This is a genomic window from Pararobbsia alpina, assembly GCF_965118125.1.
Lineage (GTDB): Bacteria > Pseudomonadota > Gammaproteobacteria > Burkholderiales > Burkholderiaceae > Pararobbsia > Pararobbsia alpina_A.
Window position 1 is genome coordinate 2,988,278 of the sequence record NZ_OZ221287.1, and the last position, 17,626, is coordinate 3,005,903.

Consider the following 17,626-nt stretch of genomic DNA (forward strand, 5'->3'; position numbering starts at 1 on the left):
GGGAACACGTGTGGCGTGCGTGCCGCATGAGTGAGGTCCGCGCGAAGTCAGTGCGTTTCATGCGATCAACGCATCCTCGCGCCACTCGAGACGCAGCCATTCGGTTTGCGCTTGTGTCCCTGCTTGTGTCCCTGCTTGTGTCCCTGCTTGTGTCCCTGCTTGTGTCCCTGCTTGCGTGCCTGCTTGCGTGCCTGCTTGTGTCCCTGCTTGCGTGCCTGCTTCTGAGCCCGTTCGTGCATCGGTTTGCAGGTTCGTTTTCGAATCGAGCACCGCAACGTCGCGATTCAGGCCGAGTCCGGGCACATAGAGCACCGCGTCGCCGAGCAAAATCACGGGCACATCGCGACGCCACGACGGCAATCCCGCTTCCTGGAACAGATTCTTGAGACTTCGGGACGGTCTTCCCGCACCGACTCGCATACGCTCTCCTCCGCTACGCTGCACGGCGCGCAGCACGCGATCGCGCAGCCGCGCGGCGGGCACGCGTTCTGGATCGGTGACGTCGGTGGGCACGAACACGAGCGTGCCGTGCCAGGGAGGCAGGTGCCAGACGGGTTGGCCGGTCCAGTCGAGTCGCCAATCGAGCGCCGGATCACCTGCACGATCGCGCTGTCGACGTGATGACTGGACAAGCGCCGGATCAGATGACCGATCATTGTGCCGATCGGCGGCATGGTCAAAGTGCGAATCAGATTCATCGCCGAACGACTCATTCAGCGACTCATTCAGCACTTCATCAAGTTCCGAATCGTCTCGGCCTGCGTGCCGGCGCGCCGTTTCCCATGTGAGCACATCACGATAGTGGCGCAACAAGCGTCCCTCATGACTGCACGACAGCGGCCGGTCGCTCGCAGCCGAACGAAGCCGACCGACAAGACTGTCGAAGCGCGCCACGCTCATTGCACGCATGCCATATGCACGAATCCAGTAGCGCAGCACGTTCGCCGCACGCAAGGGACTCGCTATATCGAGCAAGCGCCACTCGGAGAGCGACAACGCTGGCGGCGCATCCCCTTCCATCTGTACTTTCAGCGATTGCATATCCATCGCCGCGTATTCATCGAGCAGCGCCTGCGCATCCGCCGCATGACGCGCGCTTCGCGCGAGCCCCTCACGGAACGACGGAAAGCGGCGAGCCAGCGGCGGGATCACTTCGTGGCGCAACGCGTTGCGCACGTAACGCACATCGTCGTTCGACTCGTCGTCGATCCATTGCAATCCGCGTGAATGGGCATACTCGATCAATATCGACCTGGGTAAATCGAGCAGCGGACGCACAATTCGCACCGCGGGGCTCTTTGGTTTCGAATCGATCTGCGCAATCGCGGGCATGGAAGCAAGGCCACGCAGCCCAGCACCTCGCACTGCCTGAAGCAGGAATGTCTCGGCCTGGTCGTCGGCGTGATGCCCGAGGAACATGACAGGTACGTCCGCGCCTTCACACATCTCGAACAACGCGCGGTAGCGAGCGTCACGCGCAGCGCCTTCGATACCTGCATCGTCGTCGCGAGCAACGGTGACGCGACGTGCATCGAACGCGACGTCTGCGGCGCGCGCCGCCTCCCGCGCATGATCGAGCCATGCATCGGCGTGAGGACTCAAGCCGTGATGAACGTGCAACGCGATACAGCGCGACGCGCCCACGACCCGCGCTGTCGCATCGAGCAGCACGCTCGAATCGAGTCCACCGCTCAGGGCAATGGCAACGCGCAGTGCGCCATCGGACATGCGGTCCGTTGCAGCAGCGTCGTCCGAATCCGAAATGCCTTTGGAAGCCTCGTCCGAGTTAGCCGAACGGACGGACGCAACGACGCGCGCGCCCGATGCGCGATTCGCATCGGCATGCTTGCGTGATACATCGGGAGAAGCGAGAGAATGCATGACCGCACGAACGGCGGTCAGAACCGATTCGTCCGAGCCCCGTTCAGCGCGGTCGGACGAATCGCTGCCGGACTTATTGTCCGGGGTGGCTTTCCTTGAACTTGCCATAGCTCATGAGGCGCTCATGCCGGCGCTCGCGCAGTTCCTTCGTGCTCATGCCCTGGAACTGGCGCACCGAGTCAGCGAGCGCGCGACGCAGCATCGCAGCCATGTTCTTCGGATCGCGGTGTGCGCCGCCGAGCGGTTCGTTGACGATCTTGTCGATCAGACCCAGCGCCTTCAGACGATGCGCGGTCAGACCCAGCGCTTCCGCGGCTTCAGGCGCCTTCGATGCGCTCTTCCACAGAATCGAAGCACAGCCTTCAGGCGAGATCACCGAATACGTGGCGAACTGCAGCATCACGACCGTGTCGGCCACAGCGACGGCCAGTGCACCGCCCGAGCCGCCTTCGCCGATGATCGTCGCGATGATGGGCACCTTGAGCTCGGCCATCACGTAGAGGTTGTGACCGATCGCTTCGGACTGGCCACGCTCTTCCGCGTCGATACCCGGATAGGCACCCGGCGTGTCGATAAACGTGAACAAGGGCAAACCGAACTTCTCGGCAAGGCGCATCAGACGTTCGGCCTTGCGATAGCCTTCGGGCTTGGGCATGCCGAAGTTGCGCGCTGCGCGTTCCTTCGTATCGCGGCCCTTCTGCTGGCCGATGACCATGCAGGCCTGGCCGTTGAAGCGTGCGAGGCCGCCGATGATCGACTGATCGTCAGCGAAGTTACGATCGCCATGCAGCTCGTGGAAATCGGTGAACATTTCGTTCACGTAGTCGAGCGTGTACGGACGCTGCGGATGACGCGCGATTTGCGAAACCTGCCACGGTGACAGGTTTGCGTACAGATCCTTGGTGAGCTGCTGGCTCTTTTTCGAGAGCCGGTCGATCTCTTCCGAAATATCGACAGCCGAATCGTCCTGCACAAATCGCAGTTCGTCGATCTTCGCCTCGAGCTCAGCGATCGGCTGCTCGAAATCCAGAAAAGTGGTCTTCATCGTTCAAATCCTTCGGTCTTGCCGGAAGCGCGTATTCTAAATCAGTCCGGGCGCGCTGCGGATATTCGCTCAAGAGCCTTATTGGACGGGGGTTCGCGGCCGATTCACGTACGTTTTTGCACGTTGCCCGACCGCAATGATTGCCGCAAACCGCATGCCACGCCGGTCATCCTGACCGCATCAGGGTCTGATCAGACGCCGAGTCGTCAGACTGCGACGTTATCGAGGCTACGCCACATATACCATGTTGCCACCGTACGCCACGGTTCCCAGTTTGCCGCCACCTCGCGCGCTTCGCTACGCGTGACGGGCTCACCGCTGAAGTAGTTGACGCTGATCGCCTGAATCAGGCCGACATCGTCGAGCGGCAACACATCCGGGCGCATCAGATTGAAAATCAGGAACATCTCGGCCGTCCAGCGACCGATGCCGCGAATCTGCGTGAGTTCCGCAATCACGGCCTCATCGTCCATCGTCGCCCACGTATCGACGTGCAACGCACCCGATACGAAGTGCTCGGCGAGATCGAGGATGTATTCGGCCTTGCGCTTGGACAAGCCGCACGCCGAGAGCTTCTCGAGTCCGAGCCGTGTGAACTTCGCGGGCGCGAGCGTCGGACAGGCTTCCTTCACGCGTTCCCACACGGCTTGCGCGGCCTTCACCGAAATCTGCTGGCCGACGATCGAGCGTGCGAGCGTGACGAACGGATCGTGACGCACCGCGAGGTGGACCGGCCCGAACTGCGGAATCAGTTTCTTGAGAATGCGGTCGCGCCGCACGAGATCCGCACACGCGCGATCCCAGTAGTCGGGACGCGTGACGGTCGGCTCGAGCAGCCCGGTCTGTACCGACGCGGCAGGTTCCTTCGCACTCGTCGTACGCGACTTGCGAACAACTTCGCCCTCGCCCACCGGCTCGATACGCTCGGCGATGACGGGCTCCGCGGCACGCGGCTGCGTTTTGCGCGCAGGCGTTTTGCGCGCCGCCGTGGCGCTCGCTCCTGTGCTGGCCGGGCCCGCCGCGCCATTCGTGACGCGCGCAGTCCCTTGCTTAGCGGTCTCGTGCTTAGCGGCCGTCTTGCGCGCCGTTTTGCCCGTCGTCTTACGCCCCGCGGCGTCCGCGGACGTACCGACCTTGCCGGCGCTCGTGCGCTTGCGCGCCACGCTCTTACTGGCCGTTGCCATCTCGCCTCCCGGTTGTCGCCCGGTCACGCGCGGCGCCATTCAGTCGCGCCGCCAGGTTTGTCTTCGAGTACGACGCCCGCGGCAAGCAATTCGCCACGAATCCGATCCGCCTCGGCATAGTTCTTCGCACGCTTGGCCGCGACACGCGCGGCGATCGATGCTTCAATCGCATCGGCATCGAGTGCTGCACCTGCGTCCTGCGTTCCTGTTGCGGACTGCAAAAACACACGCGGTTCACGATCGAGCAAGCCGAGCACGCGGCCCAGCTCGCGCAGCTGACGCGCAAGCGCGCGATCGCGAGTACGGTTGACCTCGCTCGCAAGCTCGAACAGCGTCGAGACTGCGACGACCGTATTGAAATCATCATTCATTGCGGCGCGAAAACGCGACGCAAAGCTCTCGTTCCAGTCGAGCGCGCCTTCGTCAGGCTCCACATCCTTGAGCGCGGTATAGAGCCGCGTCAAACCTGCACGCGCATCTTCGAGATGCACATCACTGTAATTCAACGGACTGCGATAGTGGGCGCGCAAAATAAAAAAGCGCAGCACCTCGGCATCGAATCGTTCGAGCACCTCACGAATCGTAAAGAAATTGCCGAGCGATTTCGACATCTTCTCGTTGTCGATCTGGATGTAGCCGTTATGCATCCAGTAGTTCACGAAGTGCGCGCCCGTGGCGCCTTCACTTTGCGCAATTTCATTCTCATGGTGCGGGAACTGCAAGTCCTGTCCGCCACCATGAATATCGAATCGTTCACCGAGCAATGCGCAGGACATCGCCGAGCATTCGATATGCCATCCCGGACGTCCGCGACCCCATTGCGAATCCCATTTCGACTCGGGCGGCTCCTCGGCCTTGGCTTGCTTCCAGAGCACAAAGTCGAGCGGATCCTGCTTCGCGTCGTTCGTCGACACACGCTCGCCTGCTCGCAGATCCTCGAGCGACTTGCCCGAGAGCTGACCATAGTTTGCAAACTTGCGCACCGCAAAATTCACATCGCCATCCGTCCCCTGATACGCATAGCCGTTGTGTTCGAGACGTTCGATCATCGACAGCATTTGCGGGACGAATTGCGTCGCACGCGGCTCGAGATCAGGCCGCGCGACGCCGAGCGCATCTGCGTCTTCATGCATGGCCGCAATGAAACGATCGGTCAGTGCGCCGATCGTCTCGCCGTTCTCGACGGCGCGGCGAATGATCTTGTCGTCGATATCGGTGATGTTACGTACATAGGTCACACGATAGCCGAGCGTGCGCAACCAGCGCTGCACAAGATCGAACGCCACCATCACACGCGCGTGACCGATGTGGCAATAGTCGTATACGGTCATGCCGCATACATACATGCGCACCTCGCCCGGCGTGAGCGGCACGAACGTCTCTTTGTCACGCGTGAGCGTGTTGTAAATTCGGAGTGAATCCATAGAACGGTACGAGGTCCGGAATTTCAGCGCGGCGCCGGCGGCAACGGATTGGGGGGCACTGCCGGGTGCGATGCGACCTCGCGATCGCGGCGGCTGTCCGATCGTTCGGGGAACGCGCGGACTTTGTTAGAATGCCGGCGAGTATACCATTCACGATTTAGCCTATGAAGATCATGCGCGGCGCGCCTGCAGTTCCTGTCCGGCATCCTGATGCGAGCACGCGCCGGGGTGCGACCACGGCTCCTGTGAGCACGACGCACCGCTTTAGTCGCATGCTTCCTGACGATGGACAAAGCAGTATGACATTCACCGGTTTGACTCAGACGATGGGCCGCATGGCGGGTCGCGGTGCGGCGCTCTGGCTGCTTCTCGCTGCCGTGGGCACGTTGACGCTGCCTGCAGCCATCGCGCCCGTGGGTGCTGCGCATGCGCAAGCCGGCGCGGCCGCGCGCGTGAAGAACCCCGTGCTCGACGGCACGCCCGAAGTCGATGCGTCGATCGCGAATCACAACTGGGATCAGGCGCTCGCGCAACTCGACGATCACCTCAAGACCCATCCGCTCGACGCACAAGCCAAGTTCAAACGTGCGACCGTGCTGGCACGCATGGGCCGCGATGACGATGCGATCAGCGCGTTTCAGGCGCTCACGCAGCAGTACCCCGAATTGCCCGAGCCGTACAACAATCTGGCGGCGCTCTATGCCAAGCATGGTCAGTACGACAACGCGCGCGCGACGCTCGAGACCGCGATCTCGGCGAACCCGGGCTTTGCGCTTGGCTACCAGAACCTCGGCAGTCTCTATCTGAAGCTCGCGCAGGACGCGTACACCCACGCTTCGTCGCTCGACAAGCGCGATGGCGATTCACGCAGCCGCGTCACGAAGATTCAGGCCATTCTGTCGCCGGCAAGCACCGCGGCAGCCACCGGCGCCGCTCAGCCTGCATCGGATACCTCGGCGATGCCCGCACTGCCCGAGCCGCAAGCGCCGGAAATCCTGCCGTCGGAACCCAGCACCGGTGGAATGCCTATTTCGCCGCAACGCAATTGATGCGTCTCTTTACGTTTAGCAAGGAAACTTCATGAAGCGCTTCTTTCCGGCACTCGCGTCGTGTGCCGTTGCCTTGTCGTTCGCCCTGACCTCGGTTGCCGCACAAGCGAACCCCGATGTGTTGTTCAAGACCTCGATGGGCGACTTCACGGTCGAGCTCGATCCGGCCAAGGCGCCGAAGACCGTCGACAACTTCCTCACGTATGTGAAGGAAGGCCACTACAACGGCACCGTGTTTCATCGCGTGATCCCGGGCTTCATGATTCAGGGTGGTGGTTTCACGCCTGACCTCAAGGAAAAGAACACGCACGCACCGATTCCGCTCGAGAGCCGCAACGGCCTCAAGAATCTGACGGGCACGATTGCGATGGCCCGCACGAGCGACCCGAATTCGGCGACGTCACAATTCTTCATCAACGTCGTCGACAATGCGAACCTCGACTTCCCGAATCCGGACGGTCATGGCTATGCCGTCTTCGGCAAGGTCGTCAGCGGCCTGGACGTGGTCAAGAAGATCGAGACCGTGCCCACGCATAACGAAAACATGATGCAGGATGTGCCGCGCGTGCCGGTCGTCATCCAGTCGGCAACGGTGGTCGGCAACTAACTCACGCAAAGCGGCGGCATACACAACAGCGATAAGATCCGGAACACACACAAGCTGATCAACCCGGACCCGCCGCCGCACTCTCCCACCCCAGACAAAACACAAGGACATCTCATGGTCGAACTTCATACGAACCACGGCGTCATCAAGATCGAACTCAACGCCGAAAAGGCACCGAAGACGGTCGAAAATTTCCTGAGCTATGTGAAGTCGGGACACTACGACGGCACGGTGTTTCACCGTGTGATCGACGGCTTCATGATTCAAGGCGGTGGCTTCGAACAAGGCATGAATCAAAAGCCGACGAACGCGCCGGTTGCCAATGAAGCCGACAACGGCCTCAAGAACGAACGCGGCACGCTCGCGATGGCACGTACGAACGATCCGCACTCGGCGACGGCACAGTTCTTCATCAACGTGAAGGACAACGACTTCCTGAACTTCAGCTCGCCGACGCCGCAAGGCTGGGGCTACTGCGTGTTCGCCAAGGTCGTCGAAGGTCTGGACATCGTCGATGCGATCAAGAAGGTCAAGACGGGTAACAAGGGCTTCCATCAAGACGTGCCGGTCGAAGACGTCGTGATCGAGAAGGCTGTGGTCACCGAGTAAGCGGCGGACCGGGCCGCTGACTGCGCCGCTCAATCAGTGGCTGACTGAGTGGCCGATTCAGCGGCTGCGACCCTTGCGGCGCGACGGTTGTTCCACACCGCGCGCCGCACTCCCTCCCGATCATGCGACCCACGCGCCCTCTGCTGTTTATCTCCGACCTGCATCTGAGCCCCGCGATCCCCAACACGGTCGCAGCGTTCGAGCGATTCATTTCCGTCACAGCGGCGCAGGCTGAAGCTGTCTATATTCTCGGCGACTTGTTCGAATACTGGATCGGCGACGACATGCTCGCCACGCCGTTCGCGCAACAGGTCGCACGCACCTTGCATACGCTATCCGAGCGCGGCATTGCGCTCTATCTGATGCAAGGCAATCGTGACTTTCTGCTCGGCACGCGATTCGCGAAGGCGGCAGGCGCTACGCTGCTTCCCGATCCCTTTGTGTTCGATGCATTCGGACAGCGTGTCGTGCTCGCGCATGGCGACGCACTGTGCACGGCCGATATCGGATACCAGCGCTTTCGGCGGGTCTCGCATAGCGCGGCAGGCCGGTGCTTTTTTCTGAGCTGGCCGCTCAAATGGCGCCTCGCGCTTGCCGAGCGCATGCGCAATAAAAGTCAGACGACTTGGACGCCTGAGCGCATGGCAGTGGCCGATGTCACGCAGGATGGCGTGTCAGATCTGCTGCGTTCGAGCCGTGCGTCGATTCTGATTCATGGGCATACACATCGCCCTGCCGTCCATCGTCAAAGCGTCGACGGGCGCGTCACGGAACGCTGGGTCATTCCGGATTGGGAACTCGACCACGGTGCGCCTCGCGGCGGATATCTCGTGTTCGACGAAAGCGGTGTGAGCGAGCACGCGCTCGATTAACTCAGGCGCCGCGCGGACAGCGCGCGTCATGCACGACGCTTATCGCCTCTGTATCGCCCCTCTACCGCCCCTCTACCGCCTCTCCAAGCCGCTTAAGCCGCGACACGGCTGCGCTGCACTCAGGTTCGTCCGCGAGTTGCGCGCCAAGACGATCGAGCGCTTCGACGATCTCGTCAACACGGCTGGCCTGGCGGCTCACGTGCTCGATCAGTCCGTTGATCGCCATCGACGTCGGGTCGTCGACATTGGGTGTCACGCCGTAGGCTGCGAATTCGCGAGCGACGGGATGCATGTCATGACGAGTCGAGGCTGACGTTGCGGCGCTAAGGCCTTCCGACGCTACACCGGCGGCGCCCGCGCTCAACGGTGCGGCAATAATCCGCGCGGGATTGCCCACTGCAGTAGCCCCTGCCGGCACCGGCTTGACGACCACCGCGTTCGAGCCAATCTTCGCGCCCTCTCCGACCGTAAAACCACCGAGCACCTGAGCGCCCGCACCCACGATGACGCCCGGCCCGAGCGTCGGATGGCGCTTGGCGCCGCGCGTGAGGGACGTACCACCCAGCGTGACGCCCTGGTAAATCGTGCAGTCATCGCCGATCTCGGCGGTCTGCCCGATCACGACGCCCATGCCGTGATCGATAAACACACGGCGGCCAATCTGCGCACCCGGATGGATCTCGATGCCCGTCCAGAAACGGCCCCATTGAGAAATGAATCGACCGAGCCACGGCAGTCCGAGATTCCAGCACGCGTGCGCGACACGATGAAAGATCAACGCATGCACACCGGGGTAGCACGTCAGCACTTCCCATGTGTTGCGTGCAGCCGGATCCTTCGCGCGGATCGCGGCGATGTCTTCACGGAGTCTCGAGAACATGGCGTATATCGTGTGAGGCCCGGCACGGCGCGCCGGGTGCCTGACTTGTCATATCAGGTCAATACGGCGGATTGTAGGAGATTCGCCGGAAGCGTTTTTAAAGCCCCAAGGTCACTGTGGGCAAACGATCGGCGTGGGCCGCAACGGGGTCCGGCGATAACGCTGGTACTACATGCTGGCGCTATACGCGGCGCGGGCGCATCAGCTCGACCTGGGCGGTGCGCTCCGACGCGCTCGGGATGGCCGACCGGCGACGATCACCGATGCGCCTTGAGCAGTATGTGCTTCGCGATGCCGCGCAGGATATGCACCTCTTCGCGCGAGAGCCCCGTGCGCGCAAACAGGCGTCGAAGTCTCGGCATGAGCTTCTTCGGATTGGCAGGATCAAGGAAGTCGATCGAAACCAGCGCGTTCTCGAGATGCACGAACATGCGTTCGACGTCCTCGCTGGCAGCGAGCGGCGACGCGTCGGGGTCGACGATCGCCGGGCTCGCGTGCTGGGCGTGACCCTGCGCCTGGAACGCCATGCGCAGTTCGTACGCGAGCACCTGCACGGCCTGGGCCAGGTTCAACGAGCTGTAAGCCGGATTAGCCGGAATGTGGACGATGCCGCTGCAACGCTCGACGTCCGCATTCGAGAGCCCGACGCGTTCATTGCCGAACACGAGCGCGATTTCCTGCTGACCGCCCGCGACGATGGGCACGGCCCGTTCGGCGGCCGTGCGCGGCGTCAGCACGGGCGGCCCGTATTCGCGCGGTCGCGCGGACAACGCGAGCGACCAGTGCACGCCACTCAAGGCATCCTCGAGCGAATCAACGATATGCGTGTTGGCAAGCACGTCGTCTGCGCCGCTCGCCATCGCGCATGCCTCGGGGTCCTCGTGCACATGAGCCACCTTCGGCCGCACGACCACGAGGCGCGCGAAGCCCATCGTCTTGAGCGCACGCGCGGCTGAGCCGACATTGCCCGGATGGCTCGGTTCGACGAGGACAAAACGTGTCGAGGTAAAGCCACCGGCTACAGCCGGTTCATCGTCGCCAGGACGCACGGTATCGGTCATCGGTCAGTCTGTTGATCTATCGTTCAGTCGGTATGCAAGTGCGGTGCTCAAATTCGCGTCCAAGCCCGCGAACCTTCGAACCGCCGACGCAAGTCAGCCCCTCATGGTCGGCCAGACCGGCGGCGCGGACGCGTCGACCCCGCTGGGCGATGCAAATGGCCAAGTCCAGCGGACCGAACCGAAAGGGGCCGCCCACATGGGCCAACGCAAATGTTACCCGCATGAGGCCGGCAAGCGCAGCCCCTCTCGGATAGAATAGCGGCTTCGTGTGCCCGGCCGGCTTCCGGCCGAACCTGCACCCCGCTCTTTTTCCGTTCGCGCGGCCGCGACGGGCCCGGCATGAGCCGGCGTTTCCCCGTTTGCGCCGCCGCGCGTAGTGTTCCGGCTGCCGGCTTCGGCCATCGCCTCCATCGCCACAAGGATTTCGTCTCATGCATCCGATGCTCAACATCGCCGTCAAGGCCGCACGCCGCGCCGGGCAAATCATCAACCGTGCATCGCTCGACCTCGATCTCGTCAAGGTCAGCAAGAAACAGCACAACGATTTCGTGACCGAAGTCGACAAGGCGTCCGAAGCAGCGATCATCGAAACGATCTCGACGGCCTATCCGGATCACGCCATCCTTGCCGAAGAATCGGGCCGCAGCGAACAGAAATCGGAATTCGAGTGGATCATCGACCCGCTCGACGGCACGACGAACTTCATTCACGGCTTCCCCTACTACTGCGTGTCGATCGCGCTGGCGCACAACGGCGTCGTGACGCAAGCCGTCGTGTTCGATCCGAACCGGAACGATCTTTTCGTCGCCTCGCGCGGACGCGGTGCTTTCCTGAATGACCGCCGCATCCGCGTCGGCAAGCGCGACCGTCTGGCCGATGCACTGATCGGCACGGGCTTCCCGTTCCGCGACCTCCAGGGTCTTGACCGTTACAAGAAGCTGTTCGGCGAAATGACCGAAGCCTGCGCAGGCCTGCGCCGCCCCGGCGCCGCCGCACTGGACCTGGCCAACGTTGCGGCCGGCCGCATGGATGGTTTCTTCGAGCAAGGCATCAAGGCATGGGACGTTGCAGCGGGCAGCCTGCTAATCACCGAAGCCGGCGGCCTCGTGGGCAACTACACGGGCGAGGCGGAGTTCCTGCACATGGGCGAAATCCTCGCCGGCAATCCGAAGCTCTACGCGCAAATGATTCAGGTCCTGAACCCGTATAGCAAGGTGCACGAAGCGGCTGCTTGATGGCTGCGCTCGTTTGCTGAACGTCATACAGGGAGCGCGCAGCGGCCTGCACGCGCTCCTCGATGCTCAAAACGGATGAAGAAAGGCTTTTACACGATCATCGCCGCGCAGTTCGTGTCGTCGCTTGCCGACAATGCGCTACTGATCGCTGCCATCGCCCTGCTGCGCGATATCCATTCGCAAGCCTGGGTCACGCCGCTGCTCCAGATCCTGTTCACGATCTCCTACGTCGTTCTCGCGCCCTTTGTCGGCGCGTTTGCCGACGCCTTGCAAAAGCGTTACGTGATGTTCATCTCGAACGCGCTCAAGGCGGGGGGCTGCGTACTGATGATCGCGAACGTGCATCCGATGATCGCCTATGGCCTGATCGGCTTCGGCGCGGCCGCCTATTCGCCGGCGAAATACGGCATCCTGACCGAGCTGCTTCCGAAGGAACAACTCGTCGTCGCCAATGCGTGGCTTGAATCCGCGACCGTCCTGTCGACGATCGTCGGAACAATGGCCGGCGGCGCGCTCGTCAGCGACGTGGTGTCGCACTGGATTACCGGCCATTCGATACCGTTCATCCACACGGCCGCGCAATGCGCGATGGTCGTGATGTTCCTGGTCTACGCCGCCGCGGGCGTGCTCAATATCGATATTCCCGACACCGGCGCGCGCTACGAAAACCGGCTGCATGAGCCGCTCAAGCTCATTCGCGATTTTCGCCACTGCTTCTATGTGCTGTGGCACGACAAGCTTGCCCAGATTGCGCTCTGGGTGACCACCTTGCTCTGGGGCAGCGCGGTCACGTTGCAACTGATGGTGCTCAAATGGGCCAATGTACGGCTCGGCATGTCGCTATCGTCCGCAGCGACGCTACAAGGCATTACCGGGCTTGGGATCGCAGTCGGCGCGGCGTGGGCCGCGGCGAAGATTCCGATGCGCGATGCGTTCAAAGTGCTGCCCGTCGGCTTGCTCGTCGGCGTCGTCACGATCTGCATGGCCTTCTATTCGCGCGATCTGTTTCCTGCGGGTGCCGGCATTCACCTGGGGCCGCTAAGCGTGCCCTACTACATCGTGTTCGCGTTCGTTGAAATGCTGATCGTCGGCACGCTCGCGGGCTTCTTCGTCGTGCCGATGAACGCGGTACTTCAGCATCGCGGCGCCCAGCTTCTGTCGGCCGGGCACTCGATCGCCGTGCAGAACTTCAACCAGAATATCGCCGTGCTCTCGATGCTCGGCCTGTACGCGCTGCTGCTCAAATGGGACATGCCGATTCAGTGGATCATCGTGCTGTTCGGCACCACCGTGGTTGCGCTGATGTATCTGGCCATGCTTCGGCATCACGCCAACCAGCGCGAGCATGATCACGTCGCTGCTCAGCTGGGTGATTGACTGAGCGACTTCGTGAAAAGTCGCTAGAGCGCGGCTGAATTCTGCGCGATCTGTGCAAGTCGCTGGACACCCGTCTCGATAAATTCGTCACCTTGGCCGCTTCGATGAGCGGCCCTTGTTGGACGCACCCATCGAGAACCACGGAATCCACAATCATGTCGGCGCTCGCACAGGCGAAATCGATCGAAAGCAACGTTTTTAATGGCGTTGTCGAAGCTCTGCATCGACAACGTACTCAACAGGTAGATGCAACGCTGCATCAATTGCGCGGTCAGCTGGCGTTGATCTACCTCAACGCCAAAGCGCTGCACAAGGACTACGCAACTTGCCAGATGGGACTTGGTTTGGCGGCGATGGGCCTCGGGAATCACGGCGAAGCGAAGCGTCAGATTACGAACGCACTCCAACTGAACACGGCAGACGATCACATCGTTTGCAATGCCCTATCAGCGTTGACTGATATGGGATACGTACGTGAAGCAAACGCGCTGTCATCGTCGCTGTTGCCCACCGCGAAAGGTAGCCGGAATGTGCTTAAACACATGCTCGGATGCTTCGCTGATACGTTTGACTTTGAGCACGCGATCGAGGTCGTGGACGCAATTGTCAACATCACGCACCCATCGGAGCCGATACGTGCCGAGGCGTTGAGCCGACGCCCCCTCTACGAAGAGCTGTTGCGCATAGCGAAGGAAGAGAAGCTCGATCATGAAGCGTTGCTGCTGCGTATCGAAGCCGTGGTAGAGGCTCTGAAAGCGAGCCGGCACAACGTGTACCGGGTGGACTTGCTGGGCACGATGCCGTTGGCCACAAGCCTTCATATCCATGTCGATGCATCCTCACCCGAGTGCGCGGAGCTGCAATACGTGGTTGTCGAAGCCCTCATCGACCGCTTCGAGAACACTGCCGTTGAAGTTGCGCCGATCACGATCAGATCCTTTACGGGACGTCCGGACGTGCTTTCGAAAGCGCGTCCCCTCAACTTGATCAGGTCCGCTTCCGTATGAGCACCCATTTCACCGAGTTCCTGAGCGCAGCCGAATTCATGTTCCTTTGTGGTACGCAGATCGACCTTCGGAATGCAATCAGCCGGGCTTACTACAGCATGTACCACGCCGCCCGTCTTGTTGGTGAGCGCTACCCTGACCCGAATCACGGTATCGGCATGGGTGAGCACGAGAGGCTTTGCAAACGCTTTATCCATGCGAAGGGGGATAGAAAGGCCGTGGCAGTCGGCTATGTACTTCAGTCGGCTAAAACGGCACGGCGACGCGCCGACTATGACCTGGGTGCTAGCGTGACACACGAGGAAGCTTGCGATGTTATGGAAGATGCCCGTAGCTTCGCATCGAAGCTCGCACTTTGCTCTTTATATGACGACGAAGACGGCGTCGTGGCGCCCACCCCTGGCTCAACTCTTAGTTAAATCGCCCCCGGCCCATCCCGCATAATCGCGGCGCTCCGCGGACCAAGTTAAACTGGCGTCTGTCACGACGGATGTGTGCTCCGATATCCGCCTTGCAGAGCCTGCCTTGCGCGCCCTTTCGGCTGCGCGGCGATCAAAGCAAGTGTCGAATATCGTTGGCACGATCCGGTCGAATCGCACCGACTCAACGCGCCACTCATGCTCAACCCCGCCTCGCCCGACTCGCCGCCTTCTGTTTCTGCCCCCGCGCCTGCACCCGCGGGCGGGCATACGCCCATGATGCAGCAGTATCTCCGCATCAAGAACGAGTACCCGAACACACTCGTGTTCTATCGGATGGGGGATTTCTACGAACTGTTCTATGACGATGCGGTCAAGGCCGCGCGTCTGCTCGACGTCACGTTGACGCAGCGCGGTTCGTCGAACGGTGTGCCGATCAAAATGGCAGGCGTGCCGTATCACGCGGTCGAGCAATATCTGGCCAAGCTCGTCAAGTTGGGTGAGTCCGCCGCCATCTGTGAACAGATCGGCGACCCCGCCACGTCGAAAGGCCCCGTCGAACGCAAGGTCGTGCGAGTCGTCACGCCAGGCACGCTGACCGATGCCGCGTTGCTTTCGGACAAGTCCGATAGCTATCTGCTGGCCGTCTGTGCGACAACCGCAGGTCGCAAGCAGACGCCGACGTACGGGCTGGCCTGGGTCAACCTGGCAAGCGGCACCTTGCGACTTAGCGAAGTCCCGGTGCAAGGGTTGGCTGCGCTGCTCGAACGCGTGCGCCCGGCCGAAACGCTGATCGCTGACGCCGATGCCGAGCACCGGCTCGAATTGCCCGCGAGCGCAGGCTCGGTCACCCGTGTGCCCGTCTGGCATTTCGACATGACCTCGGGACGCGAGCGCCTGTGCAAGCAGCTTGAAGTGGCGAGCCTCGACGGGTTCTCGGCCCAGACGCTGACGATCGCCTGCGGTGCCGCAGGCGCGCTGCTGCTGTACGCTGCGGCGACGCAAGGCCAGCAACTCCGTCATATCCGGACGCTCAAGGTCGAACACGAATCCGAATTCATCGGGCTCGATCCCGCAACGCGGCGCAATCTCGAACTCACCGAAACACTGCGCGGAACCGAAGCGCCGACGCTCGCGTCGTTGCTCGACACCTGCCGCACGACGATGGGCAGCCGGCTGCTTCGCTACTGGCTGCATCACGCGCCGCGTGAAGCAGCCGTACCGATGGCGCGTCATCAGGCGATCGGCACGCTGCTCGACGGCGATCTCGACGGCATTCGTGCGTCGCTCGGCACGATCGCGGATATCGAACGCATCACGGGACGCCTTGCGTTGCTGTCGGCGCGTCCGCGCGATCTCTCGAGCCTGCGCGACACACTGGCTTCGCTGCCCACGTTGCGCGCGCAGCTGGCACCGTTCGCAGCACAGTCACCGCTGCTCGCCGAACTCGATGGCACGCTCGAACCGCCGCCGGACGCAGTCGAATTGCTCACGCGTGCGATCGCCACGGAACCTTCGGTCGTCATCCGGGACGGCGGCGTGATCGCGCGCGGCTACGACGCGGACCTCGACGAACTGCGCGACATCTCGGAAAACTGCGGACAGTTCCTGCTCGATCTCGAAACCCGCGAGCGCACACGCACGGGCATCAACAATCTGCGCGTGGAATTCAACAAGGTTCACGGGTTCTATATCGAGGTCACGCGCGGCCAGACGGACAAGGTGCCGGACGACTATCGCCGCCGGCAGACACTCAAGAACGCCGAGCGCTACATCACGCCTGAACTCAAGACGTTCGAAGACAAGGCGTTGTCGGCACAGGAACGTGCGCTGGCGCGCGAAAAAGCGCTCTACGAGGCGCTGCTGCAAGCCATGCTGCCGCATCTCGGCGTATGCCAATCGGTGGCCGCCGCGCTCGCGCAACTCGACGTGCTCGCGACATTCGCAGAACGTGCGCGCACACTGGGCTGGGTCGCGCCCGAGTTCGTTGCCGATGAATGCATCGATATCGACCAGGGGCGTCACCCTGTTGTCGAAGGCCAGGTCGAGCGATTCATTCCAAACGACTGCCGTTTATCGGACGCACGCAAATTGCTGTTGATCACCGGCCCGAATATGGGCGGTAAGTCGACCTTTATGCGCCAGACCGCACTGATCGCGCTGCTCGCCTATATCGGCAGCTATGTGCCCGCGCGCGTTGCACGCTTTGGTCCGATCGATCGGATCTTTACGCGCATCGGCGCCGCAGATGACCTCGCGGGCGGCCGTTCGACGTTTATGGTCGAGATGACGGAGGCCGCCGCGATCCTCAACGACGCGAGCGAGCGCAGCCTCGTGCTGATGGACGAAATCGGCCGCGGCACGTCGACGTTCGACGGGCTGGCGCTGGCCTGGGCCATCGCGCGGCACCTGTTGAGTACCACCCGGTGTTACACACTGTTCGCGACCCACTACTTCGAACTCACGCAACTGCCCGAAGAATTCGCGCATGCGGCCAACGTGCATCTGTCGGCCGTCGAACATGGCAACGGCATCGTGTTCCTTCATGCTGTCGATGAAGGCCCCGCCAGCCAGAGTTATGGTTTGCAGGTTGCGCAACTGGCAGGCGTGCCGGCACCGGTGATCCGTGCCGCTCGCAAGCATCTGGCGCTGCTCGAGCAGCAGTCGGTCGGACATGCGACGCCCCAGCTCGATTTGTTTGCGGCACCGGCACACACCTTCGACGACGATGTCGATGCGCCTGCCGACGCTCTCCCGGCGGCCGCACCCTCGGTTCACCCCGTGCTTGCGCGATTGCGCGAACTCGACCCTGACTCGCTGCGCCCGCGTGACGCGCTGGATCTGCTCTACAGCCTGCGCGCGATGGCGAACGGCGACGACGACAACGATACGGCCCTGCCCTGACAACCATGCCCGGCACGCGACGCACTCCTTTCCGTCTTATCGATTGGGCGCGCATCGGACGCCGGGGATGGC

The 17,626-nt window shown here is 62.1% G+C and carries 15 protein-coding genes; 9 read left to right on the forward strand and 6 right to left on the reverse strand.

The window, feature by feature from the left end:
• Window positions 1–57: 57 nt before the first annotated feature.
• From tilS to cysS, 4 genes are all read right to left on the reverse strand, one after another.
• Window positions 58–1,881 (reverse strand): tRNA lysidine(34) synthetase TilS, encoded by a 1,824-nt coding sequence (tilS, locus tag ACMFWR_RS12995; RefSeq protein ID WP_413192061.1) that lies wholly within the window; start codon window positions 1,879–1,881, stop codon window positions 58–60.
• A 73-nt stretch (window positions 1,882–1,954) separates the two neighbouring features.
• Window positions 1,955–2,926, reverse strand: coding sequence for an acetyl-CoA carboxylase carboxyltransferase subunit alpha (locus ACMFWR_RS13000; protein WP_413192062.1), 972 nt, complete (start codon window positions 2,924–2,926; stop codon window positions 1,955–1,957).
• Window positions 2,927–3,132: 206 nt separating this feature from the next.
• Window positions 3,133–4,110, reverse strand: coding sequence for a DNA-3-methyladenine glycosylase family protein (locus ACMFWR_RS13005; RefSeq protein WP_413192063.1), 978 nt, complete (start codon window positions 4,108–4,110; stop codon window positions 3,133–3,135).
• A 23-nt stretch (window positions 4,111–4,133) separates the two neighbouring features.
• Window positions 4,134–5,534, reverse strand: coding sequence for a cysteine--tRNA ligase (gene cysS, locus ACMFWR_RS13010; RefSeq protein WP_413192064.1), 1,401 nt, complete (start codon window positions 5,532–5,534; stop codon window positions 4,134–4,136).
• A 299-nt stretch (window positions 5,535–5,833) separates the two neighbouring features.
• Between cysS and ACMFWR_RS13015 the strand changes: the two genes are divergently transcribed.
• The 4 genes from ACMFWR_RS13015 (at window position 5,834) to ACMFWR_RS13030 (ending at window position 8,671) form a co-directional block, all read left to right on the forward strand.
• Entirely contained in the window at window positions 5,834–6,583 is a 750-nt protein-coding gene (locus ACMFWR_RS13015; RefSeq protein ID WP_413192065.1) for a tetratricopeptide repeat protein, read from the forward strand.
• A 31-nt stretch (window positions 6,584–6,614) separates the two neighbouring features.
• Window positions 6,615–7,190, forward strand: coding sequence for a peptidylprolyl isomerase (locus ACMFWR_RS13020; protein ID WP_413192066.1), 576 nt, complete (start codon window positions 6,615–6,617; stop codon window positions 7,188–7,190).
• 114 nt (window positions 7,191–7,304) lie between these two features.
• On the forward strand, window positions 7,305–7,799 hold the full coding sequence (locus ACMFWR_RS13025; RefSeq protein WP_413192067.1) for a peptidylprolyl isomerase: 495 nt from the start codon (window positions 7,305–7,307) through the stop codon (window positions 7,797–7,799).
• 122 nt (window positions 7,800–7,921) lie between these two features.
• Window positions 7,922–8,671, forward strand: a complete 750-nt coding sequence (locus ACMFWR_RS13030) for a UDP-2,3-diacylglucosamine diphosphatase (protein ID WP_413192068.1) — start codon at window positions 7,922–7,924, stop codon at window positions 8,669–8,671.
• A gap of 61 nt (window positions 8,672–8,732) precedes the next feature.
• Here the strand turns inward: ACMFWR_RS13030 and cysE are convergent, their stop codons facing one another.
• Together cysE and ACMFWR_RS13040 are read right to left on the reverse strand one after the other, a co-directional pair.
• Window positions 8,733–9,551, reverse strand: coding sequence for a serine O-acetyltransferase (gene cysE / locus ACMFWR_RS13035; RefSeq protein WP_413192069.1), 819 nt, complete (start codon window positions 9,549–9,551; stop codon window positions 8,733–8,735).
• A gap of 257 nt (window positions 9,552–9,808) precedes the next feature.
• The gene (locus tag ACMFWR_RS13040) at window positions 9,809–10,612 is read right to left on the reverse strand and encodes an RNA methyltransferase (protein ID WP_413192070.1); all 804 of its coding nucleotides are present in this window, start codon (window positions 10,610–10,612) and stop codon (window positions 9,809–9,811) included.
• Between the two features lie 431 nt (window positions 10,613–11,043).
• On the opposite strand from ACMFWR_RS13040, the gene ACMFWR_RS13045 reads away from it, so the two are divergent.
• The 5 genes from ACMFWR_RS13045 to mutS all read left to right on the forward strand — a co-directional run bounded on the left by ACMFWR_RS13045 (window position 11,044) and on the right by mutS (window position 17,554).
• The gene (locus ACMFWR_RS13045) at window positions 11,044–11,847 is read left to right on the forward strand and encodes an inositol monophosphatase family protein (protein WP_413192071.1); all 804 of its coding nucleotides are present in this window, start codon (window positions 11,044–11,046) and stop codon (window positions 11,845–11,847) included.
• Between the two features lie 75 nt (window positions 11,848–11,922).
• The gene (gene lplT, locus ACMFWR_RS13050) at window positions 11,923–13,224 is read left to right on the forward strand and encodes a lysophospholipid transporter LplT (RefSeq protein WP_413192072.1); all 1,302 of its coding nucleotides are present in this window, start codon (window positions 11,923–11,925) and stop codon (window positions 13,222–13,224) included.
• A 155-nt stretch (window positions 13,225–13,379) separates the two neighbouring features.
• Window positions 13,380–14,231 (forward strand): hypothetical protein, encoded by an 852-nt coding sequence (locus ACMFWR_RS13055; protein ID WP_413192073.1) that lies wholly within the window; start codon window positions 13,380–13,382, stop codon window positions 14,229–14,231.
• Window positions 14,228–14,650 carry a hypothetical protein gene (locus ACMFWR_RS13060; protein ID WP_413192074.1) on the forward strand — a complete coding sequence of 141 codons (423 nt, stop codon included), beginning with the start codon at window positions 14,228–14,230 and terminating at the stop codon, window positions 14,648–14,650. Before ACMFWR_RS13055 ends, ACMFWR_RS13060 begins: the two co-directional genes overlap by 4 nt.
• Before the next feature lie 198 nt (window positions 14,651–14,848).
• Window positions 14,849–17,554: a DNA mismatch repair protein MutS gene (gene mutS / locus ACMFWR_RS13065; protein ID WP_413192075.1), complete on the forward strand. Its 2,706-nt coding sequence runs from the start codon at window positions 14,849–14,851 to the stop codon at window positions 17,552–17,554.
• The last annotated feature ends 72 nt before the right edge of the window (window positions 17,555–17,626 follow it).

What these genes read in the sequence shown, in the direction of transcription:
- tilS (WP_413192061.1), bottom strand. Translation starts at nt 1,881, where the DNA reads ATGCATTCTCTCGCTTCTCCCGATGTATCACGCAAGCATGCCGATGCG.
- ACMFWR_RS13000 (WP_413192062.1), bottom strand. Translation starts at nt 2,926, where the DNA reads ATGAAGACCACTTTTCTGGATTTCGAGCAGCCGATCGCTGAGCTCGAG.
- ACMFWR_RS13005 (WP_413192063.1), bottom strand. Translation starts at nt 4,110, where the DNA reads ATGGCAACGGCCAGTAAGAGCGTGGCGCGCAAGCGCACGAGCGCCGGC.
- cysS (WP_413192064.1), bottom strand. Translation starts at nt 5,534, where the DNA reads ATGGATTCACTCCGAATTTACAACACGCTCACGCGTGACAAAGAGACG.
- ACMFWR_RS13015 (WP_413192065.1), top strand. Translation starts at nt 5,834, where the DNA reads ATGACATTCACCGGTTTGACTCAGACGATGGGCCGCATGGCGGGTCGC.
- ACMFWR_RS13020 (WP_413192066.1), top strand. Translation starts at nt 6,615, where the DNA reads ATGAAGCGCTTCTTTCCGGCACTCGCGTCGTGTGCCGTTGCCTTGTCG.
- ACMFWR_RS13025 (WP_413192067.1), top strand. Translation starts at nt 7,305, where the DNA reads ATGGTCGAACTTCATACGAACCACGGCGTCATCAAGATCGAACTCAAC.
- ACMFWR_RS13030 (WP_413192068.1), top strand. Translation starts at nt 7,922, where the DNA reads ATGCGACCCACGCGCCCTCTGCTGTTTATCTCCGACCTGCATCTGAGC.
- cysE (WP_413192069.1), bottom strand. Translation starts at nt 9,551, where the DNA reads ATGTTCTCGAGACTCCGTGAAGACATCGCCGCGATCCGCGCGAAGGAT.
- ACMFWR_RS13040 (WP_413192070.1), bottom strand. Translation starts at nt 10,612, where the DNA reads ATGACCGATACCGTGCGTCCTGGCGACGATGAACCGGCTGTAGCCGGT.
- ACMFWR_RS13045 (WP_413192071.1), top strand. Translation starts at nt 11,044, where the DNA reads ATGCATCCGATGCTCAACATCGCCGTCAAGGCCGCACGCCGCGCCGGG.
- lplT (WP_413192072.1), top strand. Translation starts at nt 11,923, where the DNA reads ATGAAGAAAGGCTTTTACACGATCATCGCCGCGCAGTTCGTGTCGTCG.
- ACMFWR_RS13055 (WP_413192073.1), top strand. Translation starts at nt 13,380, where the DNA reads ATGTCGGCGCTCGCACAGGCGAAATCGATCGAAAGCAACGTTTTTAAT.
- ACMFWR_RS13060 (WP_413192074.1), top strand. Translation starts at nt 14,228, where the DNA reads ATGAGCACCCATTTCACCGAGTTCCTGAGCGCAGCCGAATTCATGTTC.
- mutS (WP_413192075.1), top strand. Translation starts at nt 14,849, where the DNA reads ATGCTCAACCCCGCCTCGCCCGACTCGCCGCCTTCTGTTTCTGCCCCC.